The sequence below is a fragment of the Alcanivorax sp. REN37 genome (assembly GCF_041102775.1).
Lineage (GTDB): Bacteria > Pseudomonadota > Gammaproteobacteria > Pseudomonadales > Alcanivoracaceae > Isoalcanivorax > Isoalcanivorax beigongshangi.
The window spans coordinates 788,487-811,080 of the sequence record NZ_JBGCUO010000001.1 but is presented as its reverse complement, the minus strand read 5'-3'; the positions used below and the strand labels follow the sequence as shown (position 1 = coordinate 811,080).

Sequence of the window (22,594 nt, the reverse complement as noted above, 5' to 3'; positions counted from 1 at the left end):
CAACGACGGGCCGGCATTGGGCCCGCCCACATCCGGCGAGGGCGGCAATATGAAGTGGGACAAAAGCGGATTCACCATCGTAGTCGATGGCAGGCGGCTTACCACGGAGGGCTCTGTCACCCAGGCCAAAGCAGTCTGGCATGGGGGCGACGGGGGTGCTGCAAAAAACCGTTAATATCCGCGCCGGCGCGGCCGCCTAGGGCGACCGGCGCCGAGCGGATGGCGCCATCAGAGTTCGTTGGCGATCTTCTTGTAGCCTTCCACCAGACGCAGGTTGGTCTGCGCTACGTCCTCGGAGAAGCTGGACGCGTCTGGGGTCACCGGCTCGATCATGGCCAGATCGGAATCGCCGTGTACGTGGCTGGTGGACGGCACATAGAAGTTGGCCGGGATGGTGCAGGACTCCACCACCGAGTTGTGGCGCACCACCGAGCCGTCGCCCACGGTGCAGTTGAACAGCACTGTGTTGAAACCGATGAACACACCGCGGCCGACAGTGCACGGGCCGTGCACGATGGAACGGTGGGCAATCGAGGTGTTCTCACCGATCAACACCGCCGCCCCGGATTTGGAGTGGATCACCACGCCGTCCTGGATGTTGGAGTTGTCACCGATGATGATCGGGTCCATGTCGCCATGTTCGTTCACTTCATCAGCACGGATCACGGCATAGGGACCGATGAACACGTTTTCGCCGACCACCACCTTGCCGCACAAAATAGCGGTGGGATCGACAAAGGCGGACTCGGCCACCACAGGGAGGTCTCCACGGGGATTTTTTCTGATCATGCGTCTGTTCCTCGGTGAGTAGGATGCAGGACGATCAGGCTGCGACCGCAGCCAGCGCCTCACGCATCGAATCAATCACGGCACGGTAGTCCGGCCGTCCGTAAATCGCCGAACCCGCCACAAAGGTATCGGCGCCGGCCGCGGCAATATCGGCAATGTTCTGTTCATTGATGCCACCATCCACCTGCAGGCGAATTTGATGGCCGCTGTCGTCGATCAGCTGGCGCACCGCCGCCACCTTACGCAGCGTCGACGGAATGAAACGCTGGCCGCCGAAGCCGGGGTTCACCGACATCAGCAAAATCATGTCGAGCTTGTCGAGCACATACTCCAGCCCGTCCGGCGGCACTGCCGGGTTCAGCACCAAGCCGGCCTTGCAGCCCAAGTCTTTGATCAGCTGCAGCGAACGATCCACATGGCGGCTGGCATCCGGATGGAAGGTGATGTAGCTGGCGCCGGCCTCGGCAAAGCTGCGGATCAAATCGTCCACCGGCGACACCATTAGGTGTACGTCGATCGGCGCTTCGATGCCAAAGTCGCGCAGCGCTTTGCACACCATCGGGCCGATGGTGAGATTCGGCACGTAGTGGTTGTCCATCACATCGAAGTGGATCACGTCCGCCCCGGCCGCCAGTACGGCGGCCGCTTCCTCGCCAAGGCGAGCGAAATCCGCCGCCAAGATGGAGGGGGCGATCCAGGGGGAAAGCTTAGCCATGGGAACTATTCCTCAGCGGGGGCGCCGGCGGCGCCGCTGCGTAACCAATGATCCAGCGCCGCCAGCCGCGCCGGCGTGCCAATGTCGTACCAGTGCCCGTCATGGTGCTGGCCGGTGACCTGCCCATCCGTCATCGCGGCGCGCAGCAAGGGCGCCAGCCGGGCCGGTCCATCGGGCAGGGAGTGGAACAGCGCCGGGCGGTAAACGCCGACGCCGGAGAATGTGTAGGCCCGGGCACCGGGACTGGGTGGGCCGCTATTGTCTGCCACTTTTGCCGCTAACGCCACGCCGGCGGTGGCCAGCAGACGGAAATCCCCTCCCGGCACGTGGGGCGGATTATCCACCAGCACCAAGTGCGCGAGACCGGCCGGCGGTGTCAGCAGCGCGGCAAAATCGATGTCCGTCCAGATATCACCGTTGACCACTAAAAACGGCTGCTCGCCCAGCAGCGGCAGTGCCCGGCGGATGCCGCCAGCGGTTTCCAGTGGTTCGGCTTCACGGGAATAGTGCAGTGCCATGCCGTGGGCCTGGCTGCCGAGCGCCGCTTCGATCTGCTCACCGAGCCAGGCGGTGTTAATCACCACCTCGCGCACACCGGCCGCCGCCAGGCGCGCCAAGTGGTAATCAATGAGAGTGCGGCCGCCCGCTTGTAGCAGCGGCTTGGGGGTGTGGTCGGTGAGCGGCCGCATGCGGGTACCCAGTCCCGCCGCCAGCACCATGGCTTTCACCCGTGCACGCCCTCCTCGGTCAGGATCGTCAGCACCCGGCGCAGCGGCGCCAGTTCTTCATAGCGTGCGGCCACCGTGTCCAGGTAGGCGGCGAAGCGCGGCGTGTCGGTGACATAGCGCGGCTTGCCATCACGATGAGTAATGCGGGCGAAGATGCCCATGATCTTCAGGTGGCGCTGGGCGCCCATCAGGTCGCAATCACGCAGGAAACGATCGCGAGAATCCGGCACCGGCAGGCCGCGCTCGCGGGCCATGGCCCAATAGTCGCCCAGCCAGCCACTGACGCGCGCCTCCGGCCAGCTGATGAAGGCATCGCGGAACAGCGACACCGCGTCGTAACTGACCGGCCCACGCACCGCGTCTTGGAAATCCAGCACGCCGGGGCTAAACGGCCCTTCCATCAGGTTGCGCGGCATGTAGTCGCGATGCACAAACACCTGCGCCTGATCCAGCGCTGCGCGCACCAGTTGTTGATCCACTTGCACCAGCAGCCGACCCAGCTCGGCGCGGGCGCTGTGGCCCAGCCGGCCGGCCAGATGGCGGTCGAGGTACCAATCAGGGAACAGCGCCAGCTCGCGGCGTAGCAGCGCTTCATCGTAATCCGGCAGCCCGCTGACATCGGCGTTTTGGATGTCCAGCAGCACCTTGAGTGCGCGCCCGAACAACGCATCGGCATTGTGCTCATCGAACACATGCAGCCACGTCTCACGGCCGAGGTCACTGAGCAGCAAAAAACCCTGCGTCAGATCGGTGGCTATGATCTGCGGCACCGCCACCCCGGCGGCGGCCAGCCGGCCAGCGACGGCCACGAACGGGGCACTGTTTTCATGCTCCGGCGGCGCGTCCATGGCGATCAAACTGCTGCCGTCCGGGCGGTAATAGCGGAAGTAGCGGCGGAAACTGGCATCAGCCGATGCGACCTCGCCCCGTACCGGCTCACCGAGGGACGTTTGTACCCACTGATCCAATGCCAGTCGGCGTGTATCCTGTTGATTGGTCTGCGGCTGCATTGCCTCTGAGCTTCCTTTACACTCGCCACTTTTGCAGCGCTTTTTACCCGTTCCGGATACCGAATGCCACTGCGATCCGTCCCTTCAAGGCTGTTCACTACCCTGCTACTTGGCGGGGCCCTGCTGCCGTTGCCGGCCATGGCCGAGCTGGGTTGGATGACCCGTGAGCAGGTCCGCCAGTTACCACCCGAGCAACGCCAGAAGGTACCGGCTTGGTGCGAAGGGTTGTACTACAACCCGGCGCTCGGGGTGCCGGACCCGGCGGCAGACACCATTGTCACCATGGCGCGCTCGCAGATGGTACCCGGCGGCCTGACACAATTGTCAGGAGATGTTCGCATCGAGCAGCCGGGCCGCATGCTGAGCGCCGACCAGGCCCAGCTCGACCAGACCAGCGGCGACTTCCTGCTGGAGGGCCGGGTACGCGCTCGCACCCCGGAATTCGCGGTCGATGCCGAACACATGAGCGGCAACATTCACGCCCGCGCCGGCACCTTCACTCAGGTCGACTATGCGCTCTACGCCCAGCACGCCCGTGGCAGTGCCAGCCGTATCGAGCAGCAAGGCGACATGGTGTATCTGGACCAAGCGCGCTATACCACCTGCCCGCCGGACTCCAGCGGCTGGCGGTTGGATGCCGGTCATATGGCGCTGGACCAAGCCACTGGCTGGGGCACTGCACGCAATATGGTGCTGCGGGTGCGCGACGTACCGGTGCTGTACCTGCCGTGGATCACGTTCCCGATCGACGACCGGCGCAAATCCGGGTTGCTGTTCCCGAGCCTGACCACCAGTGACGACGGCGGCTTCGACTTTGCCCAACCGATCTACCTGAACCTGCATCCGCAGTTGGATGCGACGCTGGCGCCGCGCCACATCCAGAACCGCGGCACCGGTCTCGACGCCGAATTCCGTTATCTGACCGGGCTCGGTCGCGGCACCTTGAGCTATGGCCGCATCGAATCCGATCGCCAGTTCAACAATGACTCGCGGGTGATCGCCGGCTACCAGCACCACGGCCAGATCAACCGCTGGACCTTGGACGCCGACGTCAACTATGTGTCGGATGACTTCTACTTCAAGGACCTGGACACCGGCCTCGACGTGCGCTCGCAGACCAACCTGCCGCGTGAAGGTACCGCGCAGTACTGGGGCCGCACCTGGTCGTTCCTGGGCCGAGTGCAAGCGTGGCAGACCATCGACCCGATGCTGCCGGACGCCAACAAACCCTACCGCCGGCTGCCGCAGCTGGCGGTCAGTGGTGATCCGACCTTGGTCGGCCCACTGAAAATGTTGTGGATGAGCGACTTCACCCGTTTCGATCGTTCCACCAGCCTGCCGTTGGACAACATCACCGGCGACCGTCTGCACTTGCAGCCGGCGCTGACCATGCCGCTGCGCACCTCCTGGGGTTATGTGGAGCCGCGCGCGCGGGTGTACCACACCCGCTACCAGCTCGATGGCGTCGACACCCTGCCCAGCGATCGCCCGACGCGCGACATGTGGGGCGTCAGCATGGACTCCGGGCTGTTCTTCGAGCGCGATCTGGCGTTCCGCGACAACGACTGGGTGCAAACGCTGGAGCCGCGGCTGTTCTACAACCGCATTGACTACCAAGACCAGAGCGACCTGCCAGACTTCGACTCCGGCGAGCTGACGTTTGGCTACAACAGCCTGTTCCGTGAAAACCGCTATACCGGTTACGACCGCATCGGCGATGAAGAGAAAGTGTCGGTGGGTCTGACATCGCGGCTGCTCAACAGCGACAGCGGGCGCGAAGCGTTGCGACTGCGCATGGGGCAGTCCTATTACTTGGAAGACCGCCAAGTGCAGTTGGACAACCGCCCGGTGGACCGACGCGACTGGTCGCCGATGGTGGCGGACGCCACCTGGTACTTCAAACGCTACTGGCACCTGTTCGCGGAAACCCAGTGGGACCGCGAGAATGACCGGCGCGAGCAAAACAGCATCCGGCTCGGTTATTCCGATGGCGAACGGCGGGTGGTGCACGTCGGCTACCGCTACCGCGCCCAGGAAAACATCGAGCAAACGGAACTGGCCGGCTTCTGGCCTGTCCACCGCAACTGGAACGTGATCGGCCGCTGGCTGTACGACATCAAAGACGAGCGCTCGCTGGAAAACCTGGTGGGCGTCGAGTACCACGACTGCTGCTGGCAATTGCGACTGGTGAGCATCCGTACCCTGAGCGACCGCAAGGGCGACGGCCGGCTGCTGGCGGACCGCAACCTGCAATTGCAGATTCAGATGATTGGCCTCGGCGGTTTCGGCGGCAAGATCGAGAAACTGCTGGAGCGCAGCATACCGGGCTACGGGAGAACCTACGCCGATGAAGATTGATGCCCCACTGCGCAGGCTTGGCCTGCTCACCCTGCTGGCCCTGTGGACTGGCGTTGCCAGCGCAGCCATGGAAGTGCTGGACCGTATCGCTGCGGTGGTGGACGACAGCGTGATCATGGAAAGCGAGCTGGACGCGCGCGTCGATGAGCTGGCCCGGCAGATGATTGCCGACCGCCGCAGCTTGCCACCGCGTGACGTGGTACGCCCGCAGGTGCTGGAGCGCATGATCGTCGAGCGTCTGCAGATGGACATGGCCACCCGCGCCGGCATCCGCGTCGATGATGGTTCGCTGAACCAGACCCTGACCGGCATCGCGCGCCAGAACGACATGAACTTGGAACAGTTCGCCGACGCCATCCGTGAAGACGGCATCGACTGGGGCTCGTTCCGCGAGCAGATCCGTACCGAAATGGTGCTCAACCAGCTGCACCAGCGCCAAGTGGCACGTCGGGTGCGGGTCACCGACCGTGAAGTGGAACGCTTCATTGATTCGGAAATGGGCAAGCAGCTGTTCGAATCGGAATTCCACCTCGGCCACATTTTGGTGTCGCTGCCGGACGAAGCCTCGCCGACGCAACTGGAGCGCGCCCGCAAACGCGCCGAAGAGGTGGTGCAGAAGCTGCGCGATGGCGCTGATTTCAGTGAAATGGCGGTGAGCTACTCAGACGGCCCCAACGCCCTTGAAGGCGGCGATCTGGGCTGGCGACCGGCGGCACAATTGCCATCGCTGTTCGCCGATGCAGCCTTGACGCTGGAAGAAGGTGCGGTCACCGAACCGCTGCGCGCCGGCAACGGTTTCCACATCCTGAAAATGTTTGGCAAGCGCGGCGAAGCGGTGCAGATTGTGTCGCAGACCCACGTGCGTCATATCCTGATCCGCTCCACCGCGCTGCGCTCCGGTGCCCAAGCGGAACGCCTCGCTGAACAGCTGCACGACCGTGTTGCCGCCGGTGAAGACTTCGCTGCGCTGGCGCGCGAATACTCTGATGATCCCGGCAGTGCCCGCTCCGGCGGTGACCTCGGTTGGGTGTCGCCGGGTGAGATGGTGCCGGAGTTCGAAGACATGTACGGCAGCCTGTCCCAAGGCCAGCTGTCGCCGGTGTTCCAGAGCGAATTCGGCTGGCACTTCCTCGAAGTGCTGGGCACCCGCAAAGCCGACATGAGCGACGAATACCGCGTGCTGCGGGCGCGCCAGGCGCTGCAACAACGCCGCTACGAGGAAGAGCTGCAGCAGTGGCTGCGCGAAGCCCGTAACGAAGCCTACGTCGACATCCGCATCTAATCCCGCTGCCCGGGCTGCTGCGCCAGCCCGGGACAGTGCTATGCTCTGGCTCTTCAACCCTGAGGAGCCTGTCACCGTGCCACTACCCCGCGTCAGCGATCGCCGCCCCCTTGCTGTCACCAGTGGAGACCCCGCCGGTATCGGACCGGATCTGGTGCTTGGGCTGCCACGTTCGCAGCCGGGTGCGCCTCTGGTAGTGCTCGGCGATCTGGACGTACTGCAGGCACGTGCCGAGCAGCTGCGGCTGGAGGTACGACTGCGGGCTTGGCAACCCGGCGACCGCGCCAGCGGCGAAGCGCTATCAGTCTGGCACTGCCCAGCCGGCGCCAACGTCATCGCCGGGCAACCCGATCCGGCCACCGCGCGTGGCACCCTCACCCTGCTCGACCGCGCCATCGACGGCTGCCTTGATGGCACTTTTGCCGGCATGGTCACCGCCCCGCTGTCGAAAGCGGTGATCTGCGAAGGCGCCGACGCCAGCTTCACCGGTCACACCGAATACCTGGCCCAGCGCAGCGGCATCGAACGGGTAGTGATGATGCTCGCCACCCCGGCCCTGCGGGTGGCGCTAGCCACCACTCACCTGCCGCTGCGCGAGGTGGCCGATGCCATCAACGCCGATGACCTCAGCGCCACCCTGCGCATCCTGCACAAGGATCTGCGCGAGCGCTTCAGCGTGCCGCACCCGCGCATCATGGTGCTCGGTCTCAATCCCCACGCCGGCGAAAGCGGCCACCTCGGCCGTGAAGAACTGGATGTGATCATCCCGGTGCTGGACGCTCTGCGCGCCGAAGGCATGCAGCTCAGCGGCCCGTTGCCGGCCGACACCGCCTTCACGCCCAAGCACTTGGCGCAGCAAGACGCGGTGCTGGCGATGTACCACGACCAAGGCTTGCCGGTGCTCAAATACAGCGGTTTCGGCGAAGCCATCAACATCACCCTCGGGCTGCCTTTCGTGCGCACCTCAGTGGATCACGGCACCGCCTTTGACCTGGCTGGCAGCGGCCGCGCCAGCCATCGCAGTCTGCAGGCGGCCACCCGCTGGGCGATGACGCTGGCCGGACAATGACCGGTTCCAGCTAACGCGCTACACTGCATCATCTTTTTTGCCAGAGGATCGCCCATGGGCTCGCACCAAGCGCGCAAGCGCTTTGGCCAGAACTTCCTGACGGACCAAGCCATCATTCAGCGTCTGGTCCGCAGCATCGCACCCAAGCCCGACGATCTGATGGTGGAAATCGGCCCCGGCCAAGGGGCGCTGACGCGCCCGCTGATGGACGCCGTGGACCATCTGCATGCGGTGGAACTCGACCGCGACCTGATTGCCCTGCTGCAGCGCACCCTCAGTGAGCGCCGCCTGACCATTCACCAGGCCGACGCGCTGCGGTTTGATTTCAGCACCCTCAGCAGTGGCCCGCGCAGTCTGCGCGTGGTCGGCAACCTGCCGTACAACATTTCCACGCCGCTGATGTTCCACTTGATCGAGCAGATCAGCGAGGTGCGCGACATGCACTTCATGCTGCAAAAAGAGATGGTGGACCGGCTGGTGGCGGTGCCCGGTACCAGCGACTGGGGCCGGCTCAGCGTGATGATTCAGTATCACTGCCGCACCGACTTTCTGTTCCCGGTGCCGCCGGGCGCGTTCAACCCGCCGCCGCGAGTGGATTCCGCCATCGTGCGGCTGACGCCCCATGATCAATTGCCGGCGCCGGTAACCGACTACACGCTGTTCAGCGAGCTGGTGAACCAGGTGTTTACCCAGCGCCGTAAAGCGGTGCGTAACGGTCTCAAACGTTACTTGACCGCGGCGGAAATCAACGCCGCCGGTGTCGATCCGGGCCTGCGCCCGGACTGTCTGTCTTTAGCGGATTTTGCCACCTTGGCCAACACGGTGGCCGCCGCCCGTGCCACGGAGGCTCCATGAACCACGCCGCCGATCCTGCCCAGGTGTACGCCATCGACGTCACCACCGTGGCGGAATTCCTTGCCGAACAAAGTGATGACGACGCCGAGCGCTATGTGTTCGCCTACCACATCACCGTCACCAACAATGGCTCGCTGCCGGCCAAGCTACTGACGCGCCACTGGATCATCACCGACGGTGATGAACAGGTGCAGGAAGTGCACGGCGAAGGCGTGGTCGGGGAACATCCCCATCTCGCGCCCGGCGATGCGTTTGCCTACACCAGCGTGGCGATCCTGCCGACGCCGTTCGGTACCATGCAAGGCAGCTACCAGATGCTGGCCGACGACGGCCACTACTTTGATGCCGCCATCGCCCCGTTCACCCTCGCCCGTCCGTTGATGCTGCACTGAACCGGAGACCCCATGGCCACCTACGCCATTGGAGACATCCAGGGCTGCCTCGGCGCCCTGGAGCGCCTGCTGGATCGCATCGCTTTTAACCCCAGCCAAGATCGCCTGCTGTTGGCCGGCGATTTGGTCGCACGCGGCGAGGACTCACTCGGCACCCTGCGCCTGCTGTACCGCCATCGCCACGCCATCCAACTGGTGCTCGGCAACCACGACCTGCATTTACTGGCGATTGCTGCCGGCACGGTGGCGCTGCGCAAAAAAGAACAGGACTTGGCACCGATTCTCGCCGCCGCCGACGGCCCAGAGCTGCTGGCCTGGCTGCAGGCGCAGCCGCTGGCGCTGGACCTGCCCGAGTTCGGCGCGGTGATGGTGCACGCCGGCTTGCCGCCGCTATGGAGCCCGGCGCAGCTATTGGCGCGCGCAGCCGAAGTGGAGACCGCCATCCGCGAGCAGCCGGCGCAGTACTTCGCTCACATGTACGGCAATGAACCGCTGCAGTGGCAGGAAGACCTGGCGCCGCCGCTGCGCTGGCGGGTGATCACCAACTATCTGACCCGCATGCGGTTTGTCGATGCCGACGGCGCCCTCGATTTGTCCAGCAAGGGCGAAGCCGATGCTCCGCCGCCGGGTTACGCACCCTGGTATCTGCACCCAGCACGCGACACCGGTACCCGCGTGTTATTCGGCCACTGGGCGGCACTGGCCGGTAATACTGACGGCGGCAGCAATATCACCGCACTGGATACCGGCTGTGTGTGGGGCGGCCAACTCAGCGCATTGCGACTGGAAGACAACCGGTTTTTCCGCTGCGACTGTGGGCCGTCCGCCGCCTGAACCGCACCACGTGATGGCCACAAAAAAGGGCGCCCTAAGGCGCCCTTTTTGATACACCACAACCGCTTACAGCAAACCTTGCAGCCGCTCGCGAATTGTCGCCTGGCAATCGCTGACCAAGCGTTCGATCAGCTCGGCACAGGTGGGGATGTCGTCGATCAGACCCTGCACCATGCCAGAGGTCCAGATGCCGTAATCCACGTCGCCTTCGCTCAGCGCCACCTTACCCTTAGCGCCCTGCACCATGTCAGCGATCAACTCGAACTTCATCGCCGCGCCGGCTTCCTGCTCGATCTCACGCACTTTGGACGCCACCGCGTTCTTGAACACCCGCGCAGTGTTGCGCAACGGCCGGAAGATCAACGCTGTGTCCAGCTCGCTGGCAGCGACGATGGCTTGTTTGATGTGATCGTGCACCGGCGCTTCACGGGTCGCGAGGAAGCGCGTCCCCATGTTGATGCCCTCGGCGCCTAGCGCGAAACAGGCCGCCATCTGCGCACCGGTGCCGATGCCGCCGGATGCCAACATCGGAATGCTCAGCTGCGCTTTCGCTGCGGGCAGCAGCACCAGGTTGGGGATGTCATCCTCGCCCGGGTGACCGGCACATTCGAAGCCGTCCACACTCACCGCCGCCACGCCGACGCTCTGCGCCTTGACCGCATGGCGCACCGAAGTGCACTTGTGGATCACCTTGACGCCGTACTGATTAAACAGCGGCATGAACGGCTCCGGGCTGCGGCCGGCGGTTTCCACCACCTTGATGCCGGCCTCACACACCACCCGCGCGTACTCCTCATAGGGCACCGGCTTGATGGTGGGCAGGATGGTCAGGTTGACGCCGAACGGCAGGTCGGTCATCTCGCGACAGCGCTTGATCTCGCGCTCCAGATCCTCCGGCGTCGGTTGCGTCAGCGCGGTCAGAATGCCGAGTCCGCCGGCATTGGAAACGGCGGCGGCCAGTTCGGCGTAGCCAACGTTCTGCATCCCGCCCTGCACGATCGGGTAACGGGTGCCGAGCAATTCGCTGATACGGGTTTTCATGCATGCCACTCCTCGTAAAAGACCGGGGGACTAGACCACGATCGTGGCCGCGCCGCAATTGCAAAACGTCGTTCCGCTGAGGCTCCAGCGCGGCATTTCAGCCAGCCAGTGCCGCCCGATGACGCCGCCGACGACGCAGGTCGCCCAGCAAGTAAGTGGCCAGCGACAACAGGATCAGCGCCACCCCACCCCAGAGCCCGGAACCGAACTGCTCGTTGTTGAACGCCACCCCTACCGCCACCGCCAGCACCGGCGTGATGAAGGTCACCAGCGACACGGTGGCGACGCTGAGCCGCGTGAGGATGAAGTAGTAGCAGAGCAGCCCCACCAGCGAGCCGATCACCGCCAAATACAACACCGACCAGGATCCGCGCACTGTCAGCGGGATCGACAATGGCTCGCCGCTGACCCACCACACCAGCATAAACAGCGGCGCCGCCAGCACCAGGCTGCCGAAGGTCTGGTTGAGCGGCGGCTGGCCACTGCCGACGCGCTGCACGGCAATAGCACTGGCGGCAAAGCAGGTCACCGATGCCAGCATCATTAGCAGTGGCACCAGCAGCGCGGCATCGGCCCGCAACGAATCATGGAACACCAGCGCCAGCCCACAGAAACCGAGTACGCAGGCCAGCCAATGTGGCCACTGCAACCGAACGCTACCGGGCAAACATTGCAACAAAATGCCAGATAGCAACGGCGCCAAACCGAACATCACCGAGATCAACCCGGACGGCAGCTGCCGCGCGGCCAGATAAGACAGCATCATCGACACAAAAATACCCGGCAGTGCCGCCACGTACCCCAGCGTGGCCCGACGCGACCAATCGAGTCGGCCGCCACGCAGCCAAAGCAGCCCGGCGCACAACACCGCCGCGAGCGCCATGCGCAGCATCAGCGCACCGAGCGGGGCACCAGCTTCGGCGCTCCATTTGATTGTCAAAGGCGTGGTGGTCCAGACCAGGATCACCATCAAGTAACTCAGCACCGTCGCCATGAGGGGCTCCGCAAACGACATCAACAGGAAAAACCGGATGGCGGGCGCAGGGGGCAGCCGCCGGGCAGCACAGATCAGCCTCGTCGGAGGCCGGCGCGGAGGAAGAAAGCAGATGCAGCGAAAACGGCTGCCAACACGGGGGGTTACCTTTTCAGGGACGCAACGTGCGACCATGATGCGGGCCTGATTCCCGCAACGCAATGCAGAGAACCATGACGCACGAAATTTTTCTGGTAGGCGGCGCCGTTCGCGATGCCGCGCTCGGTTTGCCGGTCCACGACCGCGATTGGGTGGTGGTCGGCAGCACCCCAGCTCAAATGAAAGCCGCCGGCTTTCGCGCGGTGGGCAAGGACTTTCCGGTATTTCTGCACCCGCAGACCCAGGAGGAATACGCGCTCGCCCGCACCGAGCGCAAGGTCGGCCACGGCTACCACGGTTTCACCTTCAATGCGGCACCGGACGTCACCTTGGAGCAGGACCTGGCGCGCCGGGATCTGACTATTAACGCCTTGGCCCAACGTGCAGACGGCACCGTAGTGGACCCCTACGGCGGCCTTGAGGATCTGCGTAACCGAGTGCTGCGCCATGTGTCCGACGCCTTTGTCGAAGACCCGCTGCGGGTGCTGCGGGTGGCGCGCTTTGCCGCTCGCTTCCACCGCCTCGGCTTTACTGTGGCGCCAGAAACACTAGCGCTGATGCGCAGCTTGAGTTGCCCGGAAGAATTGCTAGCGCTGTCGGCCGAACGGCTGTGGCAGGAAACCCGCTCAGCGCTGGGCGAGGCCGATCCGCAGGTGTTCTTCGAAGTGCTGGAGCAGTGCGGTGCACTGGCGGTGGTATTCCCGGAACTGGCTTGCCTGCGCGGTGTGCCGCAGCCAGCCCAGCATCACCCGGAAATCGATACCCTCACTCACCAGTACTTGGCACTGAAAGCTGCGGTGGCGCTGGATGCGCCGCTGGAAGCACGCTTTGCGGTGCTGGTGCACGACCTCAGCAAAGGCGCCACCCGTGAAGCGGACTGGCCGCGTCACATCGCCCACGAGCGGCGCGGCGTGGCGCGCGTCAAAGCCTTGTGCGAACGCCTAAAAGTGCCGTCGGCACTGCGTGAACTGGGCATGCTCACCGCCGAGTGGCATACCCACAGCCATCGCGCATTGGAACTGCGCCCCGACACACTGTGGAAACTGCTGCGCGCCTTTGATGTGCTGCGGCGGCCGGAGCGATTCGAGCAATTCCTGCTGGCCTGCGAGGCCGATGCCCGCGGCCGCGAAGGCTTTGCCGAGCGGCCTTATCCGCAAGCCGATTACCTGCGCGGCGCTGCCCGCGCCGCCCGTGACGTGGATCTGGATGCCCTGACGCACAGCGGCCTCGAAGGTCGCGCCCTGGGTGCCGCCATCGAACAAGCGCGGCTTGATGCGTTAGCGCAGTACAAACACCCGTCGTCACCGGCGCCCTGAACCCTAGCGCCGCCACTGCGTGTGCACAGACATCGCACACCCACAACGGCGCCCCAAAATCTACTGAAGGAGCCGCGCAACCATGAATGCTGTCGCCCTGGTCACCGGTGCCGCCCGCCGTATCGGCGCGGTGATTGCCGAACACCTCCACCAACGCGGCCTGAACGTGCTGCTGCATTGCCGTCATAGCACTGCCGAAGCGGATGCCCTCGCTGCCCGCCTGAACCAGCTGCGGCCAGATTCCGCGCGGGTGCTCAGCGCCGACCTCTGTGATCCGCACGCGGTGCGCCGGCTAGCAACCGAGGCGCTGGCGCAATGGGGCCGGCTCGATGTGCTGGTCAACAACGCCAGCAGCTTTTACGCCACGCCGCTGGCCGCCGCTAATGACGAAGACTGGGATGCACTGGTGCACAGCAACCTGCGCGCGCCCTTCCTGTTGATCCAAGCGCTGGCACCGGCACTGCAAGCGCAGCAGGGCGCGGTGGTGAACATCATCGACATTTACGCCGAAAAGCCGCTCACCGGCTTCAGCCTTTACTGTGCTGCGAAAGCGGGCCTCGCGGCGCTGACCAAAGGCCTGGCGCGCGAACTGGGCCCGGCGGCACGCATCAACGGCGTAGCGCCGGGCCCGATCCTGTGGCCGGAACAGGCGGACAGCGGCGATCCGGATGCGATCATTGCCTCCACTGCGCTGCAACGGGCCGGCGCGCCGGACGATATTGCCGGGGCGGTGTGCTGGCTGGCGCTGGATGCGCCCTATGTCACCGGACAAATATTGGCAGTGGATGGTGGGCGTTCGCAGGTCTATCACGGGGCGTTTTAGCCCGCAGCTCTGGACACCGCATCAGCGACCGCGGTGCACTTGGATCGCGCTGTAGCGGTTAGCGACTTTAGACCGCTCTTTCTGAGTCGGGCTGCCAGCGCCGCAGTCTCTGTATCGGGCTGGCGGCACCGCAGTCGGTCGCGCAAGCCAGTGCGCTCGCTGAACCTAAAATCTGAGTGTACGTGGATGAAGTCGCGCTCCGGCTAACCGCCGGAACTGGGAAGCCCCCCCTGAGAAATAGGGTGTGGCCTCTAAGTGCGGGGTTCGAGGTTCGAGGTTCGAGGTTCGAGGTTCGAGGTTTGAGGTTTGAGGTTTGAGGTTTGAGGTTTGAGGTTCGAGGTTTGAGGTTTGAGGTTTGAGGTTTGAGGTTCGAGGTTTGAGGTTTGAGGTTTGAGGTTTGAGGTTCGAGGTTTGAGGTTTGAGGTTTGAGGTTTGAGGTTCGAGGTTTGAGGTTTGAGGTTTGAGGTTTGAGGTTTGAGGTTGTCAGCGTGTGAGGGGCTGCCGCAGCGATGCAAGTGCCCCCGATAATTAGCCACACCTCCGCCGTGGCCCACTCAAGGCCGACCACGACGTGAGGCCACAGTGCCAAAGCGTCAGGAGTGGGCGACAGCCACCTGAGAGGGCGTCCACACCAGCGGCACCTCGGTGAGCGCACCGGGATTTTCCAGTGCGTCCCACAGCTGCTGCCAACTGCGTCCGGAGCCCGGGCAGCGCCCCTGCGGATCCAGATCCAGCAGCGGCTTGAGCACGTGGGCGTAGTGGTACACCTCATCGCGCGGCAGCAGCACACCGTGGTGCTCACCGGCCAAGTCGCCGTAGGTCAGCACATCGATGTCCAAAGTACGGCTGGAGAATTTCTTCTCGGTGCGCAAGCGACCGTGGGCCGCTTCGATCTCGCGCAGGGCGGTAACCAATTCCGGCAGGGATTGGCGAATCCAGACTTCCACCGCCAAGTTATAGAACGGGCGGCCGTTAAAGCCCACCGCCGCACTTTCGTAGATCGGACTGACACGCAAGGTGCCGAAACGTCGATGCAGGTCATCCAGCCCGGACACAATGTGTTGCTCACGCTGGATATTGGAGCCGACACCGAGCAATACCCGGGTCGCCGTTGGGGAAGTCACGCGCGCTGTCCTCGTTCGATCACGACACCCACATCGCGGGCCCCGCGCAGAGCGCCAGGCTTTGACAAGCGCAGCCGCAGCCACGGCACCTGGAACTCGTTCAGTACAATGGTTGCGGCCTGTTCCGCCAGTGTTTCCACCAGCTGGAATTCGGCAGCCCGAATAAAGGCAATCAGTCGTTTGCCCACCGCTTTGTAATCGAGTGCGGTCTCGATCCCATCCGTGGCGGCCGCCGCACGGATGTCCCAGCCCATCTCCAGGTCCAGCGAGACGGTCTGGCGAATGCGCCGTTCCCAGTCGAAGATGCCGATCACGGTATCCACTCTCAAGTCACGGATGTACACAATATCCATTTCCAATCCCCATGCGACCATGCGAATCTTGCACGCCTGAAGGGCGGCTCGCGCAAGACGGAGGAGTATAGCCGGTGGACCTCAGCATGTTACAGGATCATGTCTGGCTGCTGCTGACGCTGAGCGCCGCAGCCTACTTGATGGGCTCCATTTCCAGCGCGATTTTGACCTGCCGCGCGCTGGGCTATCCCGATCCGCGCACCCAAGGCTCCAGCAACCCCGGCGCCACTAACGTACTGCGCATTGCCGGCAAACCGGCCGCAGCGCTGACGCTACTGGGCGATGTGCTTAAGGGCGTGATCCCGGTGCTGGTGGCACGTCAGCTGGAGCTGGGCAACACCGGCGCAGCGCTGGTGGGCTTGGCCGCGTTCTTCGGGCATCTCTATCCGGTATTTTTTGAATTCCGTGGCGGCAAAGGCGTCGCCACCGCGTTCGGCTTGCTGTTCGTGCTGGATTGGCGGCTGGGGCTGGTGACTGGCGCCGCCTGGCTGCTGGTATTCCTGCTGACCCGTATTTCCTCGTTGGCAGCGCTGCTGGCTTTCATCGCCATGCCGGTAGCAGCGTGGTGGCTGATCCCCGACGCGCTGGCGCCACTGGTGCTGCTGTCCGCAGTGCTGCTGCTGCGACACCAGAGCAACATCCGCAAGCTACTGGCTCGCGAAGAGTTAGGGTTCCGCGCTCCGCGCGATCATTGATTAAGCACAACTGCTAGCACAACACGGCCTGGTTCAGGTGCAAACCTGCCGGGCCCTGTTGCGCTACTGATCGGTCACCAACGCCTTCACCCGGCCACCGGCTGCAACTCCGACAGCGGCCAACGCGCGCGCACCGCAATACCCAGATCCTGCTGCTGCTCGCCCGCTGCCATGCGCAAGGCGCCGGCGAAGGCGATCATCACCCCGTTGTCGGTGCACAGTTGCGGGCGCGGATAGCACACCCGCACCGGCGCCAACGCGCGTGTGCCGCTACCGAGTGCCTCCGCCAATCGCGCCCGCAAACGACGGTTGGCACTGACGCCACCGGCCATCACCAAACTACCGTGACCGGTCTGCTGCATGGCGCGGCGGCACTTGATCACCAGCGTTTCCACCACCGCCTCTTCGAACGCCCGGGCGATGTCAGCACGGTCTTGGTCGGACAGCGCCGCGGCACCGCCGCAAGCGGCAATAGTGTTCAAGCAGTAGGTTTTCAGGCCGGAGAAACTGAAATCGAGGCCAGGCCGGTCAGTCATCGGCCGCGGGAAGGTAAACCGCTCGGGATCGCCGTGCTCCGCCAGCGCACTGATGATGGGCCCGCCGGGGTAGCCCAGCCCCATCATCTTGGCGGCCTTATCGAACGCCTCGCCGGCGGCGTCATCGAGCGACTCGCCCAGCAAGTGGTAATCGCCAAGCCCTCGCGCATCAAGCAGTTGCGTGTGGCCGCCGCTCACCAGCAGTGCCACAAACGGAAACGTCGGTGCGTCGTCTTCCAGCAATGGCGCCAACAAGTGGCCTTCCATATGATGCACCGCCAGCGCCGGCACGCCCCAGCCAAACGCCAAGGTGCGCGCGGCGGACGCCCCGACCAGCAAGGCGCCAGCCAGACCCGGCCCAGCAGTGTAAGCAATGCCGTCAATATCGGTCGGCGCCAGCTGTGCCTCAGCCATGACCTGCTCCACCAACGGAATCAGGCGCTGGATGTGATCGCGGCTGGCCAGCTCCGGCACCACACCGCCGTGGCGGGCATGCATGGCGATCTGGCTGTGCAGCGCCTGGCCGAGAATGCCGGCCTCGGTGTCGTACACCGCCACCCCGGTTTCATCACAGCTGGTCTCGATTCCTAACACTCGCATGGGCACGTCCTCCGGCGCGCATCATATCGCCCCACCTAGGCGGTCGCCACACAGCCCGCTTTGCAAACTCCGACGGCTTCGGTAGAATGCCGCGCTCGCCGTGCCATCACGGCCGTCAATCCCACAGCAGGTCGTCACGGCGTCCTGATATATAAAGGTGATTCTGAATGCCGCAAGTACGTGTAAAAGAAGGCGAACCGTTTGACGTTGCACTGCGTCGCTTCAAGCGCTCCTGCGAAAAAGCCGGTGTCTTGGCTGAAGTCCGTCGCCGCGAGTTCTACGAGAAGCCGACCCAAGAGCGCAAGCGCAAGCGTGCCGCCGCTGTGAAGCGCCACCTGAAGAAGGTGTCCCGCGAGCAGCTGCACCGTAAGCGTCTGTACTGATTTTCCCCCTCGGGGATTATTGATGAGCGATATCAAGGACCGCCTCACCGCGGCCATGAAGGACGCCATGCGTGCCAAGGACAGCGCCCGACTGGGTGTGATCCGCATGGCGCTGGCGGCCTTCAAGCAGATCGAAGTGGACGAGCGCATCGAAGTGTCCGATGAGCGCGCTTTGGTCCTGCTCGATAAGCTCGTCAAGATGCGCCAGGAGGCGGCCCGGCAATTCGCCGATGCCCACCGCCAAGACCTGGCCGACAAGGAGCTGGCAGAGATTGAGGTGCTACGCACCTTCCTGCCAGCGCCGTTGTCCGACGCCGAAGTCGATGCCCTGATCGACGCCGCCGTGGCCGCCACCGGCGCCCAAGGCATGGCGGACATGGGCAAGGTCATGGGCCAGCTGAAACCGCAGCTGCAGGGCCGTGCCGACATGGCCGCGGTCAGCCAACGCATCAAGGCCCGTCTGGCCTCCTAAGCCCTCCCTACTCCGCCCACTGGGCGCTGTGGCAGCCAGCCGCTACACTGTGTTCCCTCTGAACGCTCCTCCGGTCATTCCATGGCACGCATTCCCGATTCGTTCTTGCAGGATCTGCTCGCGCGCACCGACTTGGTGGAGATCATCGATGCGCGAGTGCCGCTGAAAAAAACCGGCCGCAACTACAGCGCCTGCTGCCCGTTCCACAACGAAAAAACACCGTCGTTCACGGTCGCCCCCGACAAGCAGTTCTATTACTGCTTCGGCTGCGGCGCCAAGGGCAACGCGCTCGGCTTCCTGATGGAATACGAGCACTTAGGCTTTCCCGAGGCGGTCAAGCAACTGGCCGACCGCGCCGGTGTGGAAGTACCTCGCGAGCAGGAAGATGCTGCCAGCCGCCAGCGCAAGAGCCACATCGACAGCCTGCTGGAATTACTGGAGCGGGCTGATCGCTTCTACCGGCAGCAGCTGAAAAGCGCCGCCGAACGCCAGCCGGCCGTGGACTACCTGAAAGCGCGCGGCCTCAGCGGCCAGGTTGCCGCCCGCTTCGGCCTCGGCTTTGCACCGCCCGGGTTCGACAACCTGATCCGCGAGCTGTCGCTGGATGAAGCCGGATTGGCACTGGCGCTGGAAGGTGGCCTGTTGGTGCGCCGTGAAGACACCGGTCGCACCTACGACAAATTCCGCGAACGGGTGATGTTCCCAATCCGCGACAGCCGCGGCCGCACCATCGGTTTCGGCGGTCGAGTGCTGGGTGACGCCAAGCCCAAATATCTGAACTCGCCGGAAACACCGGTGTTCCACAAGGGCCGCGAGCTGTACGGACTGTGGGAATGGCGTCAAAGCCGCGACCAAGCCAAGCAGCTGTTTGTGGTGGAAGGCTACATGGACGTGATCGCGCTGGCGCAATACGGCGTGCCGAACGTGGTCGCCACGCTCGGCACCGCCACCACCGAAGATCACGCCGGGAAGCTGTTCCGCCAAGTGGACGAAGTGGTGTTCTGCTTCGACGGCGACAACGCCGGCCGCCGCGCCGCATGGCGCGCGCTGGAGTCGGTGCTGGGCGTGCTGGAAGACGGTAAGCAAGCACGCTTCCTGTTCCTGCCGGACGGCGATGACCCGGACAGCCTGGTACGCCGGGAAGGCCGCGAGGGGCTGCTGGCGCGCGCCGATGAAGCGCCGCCGCTGACCCAGTTCCTGTTCCAGCATCTGGAGCAAGATCTCGACATGGGCACGCTGGACGGCCGTGCGCGCTTAGCGCGCCTCGCCCTGCCCTACCTGCAACGCACTAAGGGGCTGTTCTACCGCAGTCTGCTGCGCAAGGAGCTGGCGGACCGCACCCGGCTCACAGAAGACGAACTGATCCACCTGATGGACGCGCCCGGCACGCCCGGCGCAACTTCGACGCCAGCAGCCGCGCCGCCGCCCGATTACGATATGGCGTCGATGCCGCCACCGGATTACGGCGAGCCGCCGCCGCGCTACAGCGGTTACGGTGACGAGCCGGACCCGGAGCAGCGTCCGCGCCGCCGACGCCGCTGGCGCGATCGCGATGAAGCGCCCTATGTCCGGGAGCCGATCGACATCAGCCTCGGCCTCGCTGAGCAGCTAACACTGGTGCTGATTCACCATCCCGGCTTGCTGGCCGACATGCCGCTGCCGGAGCAGATTGAGGAATTGGAACTACCGCGTCTGGACCTGCTGCTGCAGGTGGCGGCGCGGCTGCACGATCAGCCGGACCTGCCGCCGGCGGCACTGCTGGGCAGCATCATGGCCGAGGAACAGGGCGAAGACCTGTCGCGGCTGCTGCGCGCCTCGTTGCGGCCGCCGATGGACGACGCCACCGCGCGCCGCTACTGGCGCGATGCCACGCTGCGACTGCGCATCGCTGACTTGCAGCGCACCATCCGCATCGCGCAAGGACAGGTGCCACCGGATGTGGCGACTTTGGCCGCCCTGCACCAAGAGTTATCCAGCGCACGCTTGGCGCTGGCCGAACCGCTGCAATAGCGGGCACTTGAAAAGCGCCCCTGACGCCCCCATATCAGGGACCATCACCAGCCCGGCCGACTCCGCCGCCCCACCGCAAAGCCGCGTCATTAGGCATTTTGCGGGGCGTTGAGTATAATCCGCCGCTTGGCTTTCTCGCATTTCTCAACCACGGGCCGCATTCATGTCTTCTCAGAAAGAGCAGCAGTCACAGCTCAAGCAGCTGATCGCGCTGGGTAAAGAGCAGGGCTACCTGACCTACGCTGAAGTGAACGACCACTTGCCGGAGTCCATCACGGACACCGATCAGGTGGAAGATATCATCCAGATGATCAACGACATGGGCATCCCGGTGGTGGAAAAAGCCGCTGATGCCGAGTTGTTGCCGATGGATGAGAACTCCGAAGGCACCGACGAAGTCGCCGAAGAAGAAGCGGCGGCGGTACTGGCCTCTGTGGAATCCGAGCCGGGCCGCACCACCGACCCGGTGCGCATGTACATGCGCGAAATGGGCACCGTGGAACTGCTGACCCGCGAAGGCGAAATCGAAATCGCCAAACGCATCGAGGAAGGCATCCGCGAAGTGCTGCACGCCGTGGCCTACTGGCCGGGCACTGTGGAAACCGTGATCGCCGAATTCGACCGCATTACCGGTGAAGAACGCCGCATTTCCGACCTGATCGCCGGCTACCTCGACCCCAACGACGACGGCGCTGCGGCTCCGGCGCAACCGGCGGAAACCCAATTCGCAGCCCGCAAGGAAGCTGCCAAGAAGGATGACGAGGAAGAAGACGAGGAAGAAGCCGAAGAGAGCGACGACGACACCGAAGAGGACGATGGCAGCATCGACCCGGTGCTGGCCGCCGAGCGCTTCAACCACCTGCGCCAGCTGATGGAAAAAGCCCGCAAGGCTGAGAAGAAACACGGCCGCGATCACGCCACCACTGCCAAAGCGCAGCTGGAAATGGCGGAAATGCTGACCCTGTTCAAGCTGGTGCCGCGCGTCTACGACGAGCTGCTGGGCAGCCCGCGTGAGCAGCTCGACCAAGTCCGCCGTCACGAGCGCGAAATCATGGCGCTGGTGATCAAGAAAGGCGGTATGGCACGCAAAGACTTCATCAAGCTGTTCCCCGGCAATGAAACCAATGCCGGCTGGATCGACGAGCAGTTGGGCAACAAGAAACTCAAGCTCGACGCCGATCGCTTCAACGCCGTAAAGGACGATGTGATCCGCACCCAACGCCGCATTACCCTCATCGAGGAGATGTCTGGCCTGCCGGTGCACGAGATCAAAGACATTAACCGCCGGGTGTCGCTGGGCGAAGCCAAAGCCCGTCGCGCCAAGAAAGAAATGGTGGAGGCCAACCTGCGTTTGGTGATCTCCATCGCCAAGAAATACACCAACCGCGGCCTGCAATTCCTCGACCTAATTCAGGAAGGCAACATCGGCCTGATGAAGGCGGTGGACAAGTTCGAGTACCGGCGCGGTTACAAGTTCTCCACCTACGCCACCTGGTGGATCCGGCAGGCCATCACCCGCTCCATTGCGGACCAAGCCCGCACCATCCGGATTCCGGTGCACATGATTGAAACCATAAACAAAATCAATCGCGTGCAACGCCAGATGCTGCAGGAAATGGGCCGCGAGCCGACCCCGGAAGAACTGGGCGTGCGCCTGGAAATGCCGGAAGACAAAGTGCGCAAGGTGCTGAAGATCGCCAAAGAGCCGATCTCCATGGAAACCCCGATCGGCGACGACGAAGATTCCAGCCTCGGCGATTTCATCGAAGACTCCAACATGGAGAGCCCGGTGGATTCCGCCACCATGCTGGGTCTGGAGGAAGCCACCCGCGAAGTGCTGGCCAACCTCACCGCCCGCGAAGCGAAAGTGCTGCGCATGCGCTTCGGCATCGACATGAACACCGACCACACGCTGGAAGAAGTCGGCAAGCAGTTCGACGTCACCCGCGAGCGGATCCGTCAGATCGAAGCCAAAGCCCTGCGCAAACTGCGCCACCCGTCGCGCAGCGAGCACCTCCGGAGCTTCCTGGACGGCGATAGCTGACCGACCGGACTTGCAACAATACAGAAGCCGCTG

General features: G+C 64.0%; 22 protein-coding genes. 13 read left to right on the top strand and 9 right to left on the bottom strand.

What is annotated here, in order from left to right; genetic code table 11:
- Nucleotides 1–228 precede the first annotated feature (228 nt).
- The 4 genes from AB5I84_RS03590 to AB5I84_RS03575 are packed head-to-tail and all read right to left on the bottom strand — an operon-like array spanning nucleotide 229 to nucleotide 3,242.
- The gene (locus AB5I84_RS03590) at nucleotides 229–789 is read right to left on the bottom strand and encodes a gamma carbonic anhydrase family protein (protein ID WP_369454476.1); all 561 of its coding nucleotides are present in this window, start codon (nucleotides 787–789) and stop codon (nucleotides 229–231) included.
- Between the two features lie 34 nt (nucleotides 790–823).
- A complete protein-coding gene (gene rpe, locus AB5I84_RS03585) occupies nucleotides 824–1,504 on the bottom strand; it encodes a ribulose-phosphate 3-epimerase (RefSeq protein WP_369454474.1) in 681 nt (226 codons plus the stop codon).
- 5 nt (nucleotides 1,505–1,509) lie between these two features.
- Complete coding sequence (gene murU / locus AB5I84_RS03580) at nucleotides 1,510–2,223, bottom strand: N-acetylmuramate alpha-1-phosphate uridylyltransferase MurU (protein WP_369456056.1); 714 nt, start codon at nucleotides 2,221–2,223, stop codon at nucleotides 1,510–1,512.
- Nucleotides 2,224–2,228: 5 nt separating this feature from the next.
- Nucleotides 2,229–3,242, bottom strand: coding sequence for an aminoglycoside phosphotransferase family protein (locus AB5I84_RS03575; RefSeq protein ID WP_369454473.1), 1,014 nt, complete (start codon nucleotides 3,240–3,242; stop codon nucleotides 2,229–2,231).
- A 63-nt stretch (nucleotides 3,243–3,305) separates the two neighbouring features.
- Between AB5I84_RS03575 and AB5I84_RS03570 the strand changes: the two genes are divergently transcribed.
- The 6 genes from AB5I84_RS03570 (at nucleotide 3,306) to AB5I84_RS03545 (ending at nucleotide 10,032) form a co-directional block, all read left to right on the top strand.
- On the top strand, nucleotides 3,306–5,600 hold the full coding sequence (locus AB5I84_RS03570) for an LPS-assembly protein LptD (protein WP_369454472.1): 2,295 nt from the start codon (nucleotides 3,306–3,308) through the stop codon (nucleotides 5,598–5,600).
- Complete coding sequence (locus tag AB5I84_RS03565) at nucleotides 5,590–6,882, top strand: peptidylprolyl isomerase (protein ID WP_369454471.1); 1,293 nt, start codon at nucleotides 5,590–5,592, stop codon at nucleotides 6,880–6,882. Before AB5I84_RS03570 ends, AB5I84_RS03565 begins: the two co-directional genes overlap by 11 nt.
- Before the next feature lie 76 nt (nucleotides 6,883–6,958).
- Nucleotides 6,959–7,951 carry a 4-hydroxythreonine-4-phosphate dehydrogenase PdxA gene (gene pdxA, locus AB5I84_RS03560; protein ID WP_369454470.1) on the top strand — a complete coding sequence of 331 codons (993 nt, stop codon included), beginning with the start codon at nucleotides 6,959–6,961 and terminating at the stop codon, nucleotides 7,949–7,951.
- A gap of 54 nt (nucleotides 7,952–8,005) precedes the next feature.
- Nucleotides 8,006–8,806: a 16S rRNA (adenine(1518)-N(6)/adenine(1519)-N(6))-dimethyltransferase RsmA gene (rsmA, locus tag AB5I84_RS03555; RefSeq protein WP_369454469.1), complete on the top strand. Its 801-nt coding sequence runs from the start codon at nucleotides 8,006–8,008 to the stop codon at nucleotides 8,804–8,806.
- Nucleotides 8,803–9,198: a Co2+/Mg2+ efflux facilitator ApaG/CorD gene (gene apaG, locus AB5I84_RS03550; protein WP_369454468.1), complete on the top strand. Its 396-nt coding sequence runs from the start codon at nucleotides 8,803–8,805 to the stop codon at nucleotides 9,196–9,198. Before rsmA ends, apaG begins: the two co-directional genes overlap by 4 nt.
- 12 nt (nucleotides 9,199–9,210) lie before the next feature.
- Entirely contained in the window at nucleotides 9,211–10,032 is an 822-nt protein-coding gene (locus tag AB5I84_RS03545; RefSeq protein ID WP_369454467.1) for a symmetrical bis(5'-nucleosyl)-tetraphosphatase, read from the top strand.
- A 66-nt stretch (nucleotides 10,033–10,098) separates the two neighbouring features.
- Here AB5I84_RS03545 and AB5I84_RS03540 read toward each other — a convergent pair whose 3' ends face one another.
- Entirely contained in the window at nucleotides 10,099–11,073 is a 975-nt protein-coding gene (locus AB5I84_RS03540) for an NAD(P)H-dependent flavin oxidoreductase (protein WP_369454466.1), read from the bottom strand.
- Between the two features lie 97 nt (nucleotides 11,074–11,170).
- Entirely contained in the window at nucleotides 11,171–12,067 is an 897-nt protein-coding gene (locus tag AB5I84_RS03535; protein ID WP_369454465.1) for a DMT family transporter, read from the bottom strand.
- 212 nt (nucleotides 12,068–12,279) lie between these two features.
- Between AB5I84_RS03535 and AB5I84_RS03530 the strand changes: the two genes are divergently transcribed.
- Complete coding sequence (locus tag AB5I84_RS03530) at nucleotides 12,280–13,521, top strand: multifunctional CCA addition/repair protein (protein ID WP_369454464.1); 1,242 nt, start codon at nucleotides 12,280–12,282, stop codon at nucleotides 13,519–13,521.
- Nucleotides 13,522–13,603: 82 nt separating this feature from the next.
- A complete protein-coding gene (locus AB5I84_RS03525) occupies nucleotides 13,604–14,344 on the top strand; it encodes a pteridine reductase (protein WP_369454463.1) in 741 nt (246 codons plus the stop codon).
- Nucleotides 14,345–14,937: 593 nt separating this feature from the next.
- Here the strand turns inward: AB5I84_RS03525 and folK are convergent.
- Both folK and folB read right to left on the bottom strand, forming a co-directional pair.
- Nucleotides 14,938–15,468 (bottom strand): 2-amino-4-hydroxy-6-hydroxymethyldihydropteridine diphosphokinase, encoded by a 531-nt coding sequence (folK, locus tag AB5I84_RS03520; RefSeq protein ID WP_369454461.1) that lies wholly within the window; start codon nucleotides 15,466–15,468, stop codon nucleotides 14,938–14,940.
- Nucleotides 15,465–15,821 carry a dihydroneopterin aldolase gene (folB, locus tag AB5I84_RS03515; protein WP_369454459.1) on the bottom strand — a complete coding sequence of 119 codons (357 nt, stop codon included), beginning with the start codon at nucleotides 15,819–15,821 and terminating at the stop codon, nucleotides 15,465–15,467. The genes folK and folB overlap by 4 nt, the downstream gene beginning before the upstream one ends.
- A gap of 74 nt (nucleotides 15,822–15,895) precedes the next feature.
- Here folB and plsY point away from each other — a divergent pair, with 74 nt between their 5' ends.
- Nucleotides 15,896–16,516 (top strand): glycerol-3-phosphate 1-O-acyltransferase PlsY, encoded by a 621-nt coding sequence (gene plsY / locus AB5I84_RS03510; RefSeq protein ID WP_369454458.1) that lies wholly within the window; start codon nucleotides 15,896–15,898, stop codon nucleotides 16,514–16,516.
- 86 nt (nucleotides 16,517–16,602) lie between these two features.
- Here plsY and tsaD read toward each other — a convergent pair whose 3' ends face one another.
- Nucleotides 16,603–17,652 (bottom strand): tRNA (adenosine(37)-N6)-threonylcarbamoyltransferase complex transferase subunit TsaD, encoded by a 1,050-nt coding sequence (tsaD, locus tag AB5I84_RS03505; protein WP_369454457.1) that lies wholly within the window; start codon nucleotides 17,650–17,652, stop codon nucleotides 16,603–16,605.
- Between the two features lie 167 nt (nucleotides 17,653–17,819).
- Between tsaD and rpsU the strand changes: the two genes are divergently transcribed.
- The 4 genes from rpsU (at nucleotide 17,820) to rpoD (ending at nucleotide 22,561) form a co-directional block, all read left to right on the top strand.
- Complete coding sequence (gene rpsU / locus AB5I84_RS03500; RefSeq protein ID WP_008733647.1) at nucleotides 17,820–18,035, top strand: 30S ribosomal protein S21; 216 nt, start codon at nucleotides 17,820–17,822, stop codon at nucleotides 18,033–18,035.
- Nucleotides 18,036–18,057: 22 nt separating this feature from the next.
- Nucleotides 18,058–18,507: a GatB/YqeY domain-containing protein gene (locus AB5I84_RS03495; protein WP_369454456.1), complete on the top strand. Its 450-nt coding sequence runs from the start codon at nucleotides 18,058–18,060 to the stop codon at nucleotides 18,505–18,507.
- A gap of 81 nt (nucleotides 18,508–18,588) precedes the next feature.
- Nucleotides 18,589–20,517: a DNA primase gene (gene dnaG / locus AB5I84_RS03490; RefSeq protein WP_369454455.1), complete on the top strand. Its 1,929-nt coding sequence runs from the start codon at nucleotides 18,589–18,591 to the stop codon at nucleotides 20,515–20,517.
- 163 nt (nucleotides 20,518–20,680) lie between these two features.
- The gene (gene rpoD, locus AB5I84_RS03485; protein WP_369454454.1) at nucleotides 20,681–22,561 is read left to right on the top strand and encodes an RNA polymerase sigma factor RpoD; all 1,881 of its coding nucleotides are present in this window, start codon (nucleotides 20,681–20,683) and stop codon (nucleotides 22,559–22,561) included.
- Nucleotides 22,562–22,594 lie beyond the last annotated feature (33 nt).

What these genes read in the sequence shown, in the direction of transcription:
- AB5I84_RS03495 (WP_369454456.1), top strand. Translation starts at nt 18,058, where the DNA reads ATGAGCGATATCAAGGACCGCCTCACCGCGGCCATGAAGGACGCCATG.
- AB5I84_RS03570 (WP_369454472.1), top strand. Translation starts at nt 3,306, where the DNA reads ATGCCACTGCGATCCGTCCCTTCAAGGCTGTTCACTACCCTGCTACTT.
- murU (WP_369456056.1), bottom strand. Translation starts at nt 2,223, where the DNA reads ATGGTGCTGGCGGCGGGACTGGGTACCCGCATGCGGCCGCTCACCGAC.
- AB5I84_RS03575 (WP_369454473.1), bottom strand. Translation starts at nt 3,242, where the DNA reads ATGCAGCCGCAGACCAATCAACAGGATACACGCCGACTGGCATTGGAT.
- AB5I84_RS03540 (WP_369454466.1), bottom strand. Translation starts at nt 11,073, where the DNA reads ATGAAAACCCGTATCAGCGAATTGCTCGGCACCCGTTACCCGATCGTG.
- rpsU (WP_008733647.1), top strand. Translation starts at nt 17,820, where the DNA reads ATGCCGCAAGTACGTGTAAAAGAAGGCGAACCGTTTGACGTTGCACTG.
- AB5I84_RS03545 (WP_369454467.1), top strand. Translation starts at nt 9,211, where the DNA reads ATGGCCACCTACGCCATTGGAGACATCCAGGGCTGCCTCGGCGCCCTG.
- rpe (WP_369454474.1), bottom strand. Translation starts at nt 1,504, where the DNA reads ATGGCTAAGCTTTCCCCCTGGATCGCCCCCTCCATCTTGGCGGCGGAT.
- AB5I84_RS03565 (WP_369454471.1), top strand. Translation starts at nt 5,590, where the DNA reads ATGAAGATTGATGCCCCACTGCGCAGGCTTGGCCTGCTCACCCTGCTG.
- dnaG (WP_369454455.1), top strand. Translation starts at nt 18,589, where the DNA reads ATGGCACGCATTCCCGATTCGTTCTTGCAGGATCTGCTCGCGCGCACC.
- rpoD (WP_369454454.1), top strand. Translation starts at nt 20,681, where the DNA reads ATGTCTTCTCAGAAAGAGCAGCAGTCACAGCTCAAGCAGCTGATCGCG.
- tsaD (WP_369454457.1), bottom strand. Translation starts at nt 17,652, where the DNA reads ATGCGAGTGTTAGGAATCGAGACCAGCTGTGATGAAACCGGGGTGGCG.
- AB5I84_RS03590 (WP_369454476.1), bottom strand. Translation starts at nt 789, where the DNA reads ATGATCAGAAAAAATCCCCGTGGAGACCTCCCTGTGGTGGCCGAGTCC.
- rsmA (WP_369454469.1), top strand. Translation starts at nt 8,006, where the DNA reads ATGGGCTCGCACCAAGCGCGCAAGCGCTTTGGCCAGAACTTCCTGACG.
- AB5I84_RS03530 (WP_369454464.1), top strand. Translation starts at nt 12,280, where the DNA reads ATGACGCACGAAATTTTTCTGGTAGGCGGCGCCGTTCGCGATGCCGCG.
- AB5I84_RS03535 (WP_369454465.1), bottom strand. Translation starts at nt 12,067, where the DNA reads ATGGCGACGGTGCTGAGTTACTTGATGGTGATCCTGGTCTGGACCACC.
- apaG (WP_369454468.1), top strand. Translation starts at nt 8,803, where the DNA reads ATGAACCACGCCGCCGATCCTGCCCAGGTGTACGCCATCGACGTCACC.
- folB (WP_369454459.1), bottom strand. Translation starts at nt 15,821, where the DNA reads ATGGATATTGTGTACATCCGTGACTTGAGAGTGGATACCGTGATCGGC.
- AB5I84_RS03525 (WP_369454463.1), top strand. Translation starts at nt 13,604, where the DNA reads ATGAATGCTGTCGCCCTGGTCACCGGTGCCGCCCGCCGTATCGGCGCG.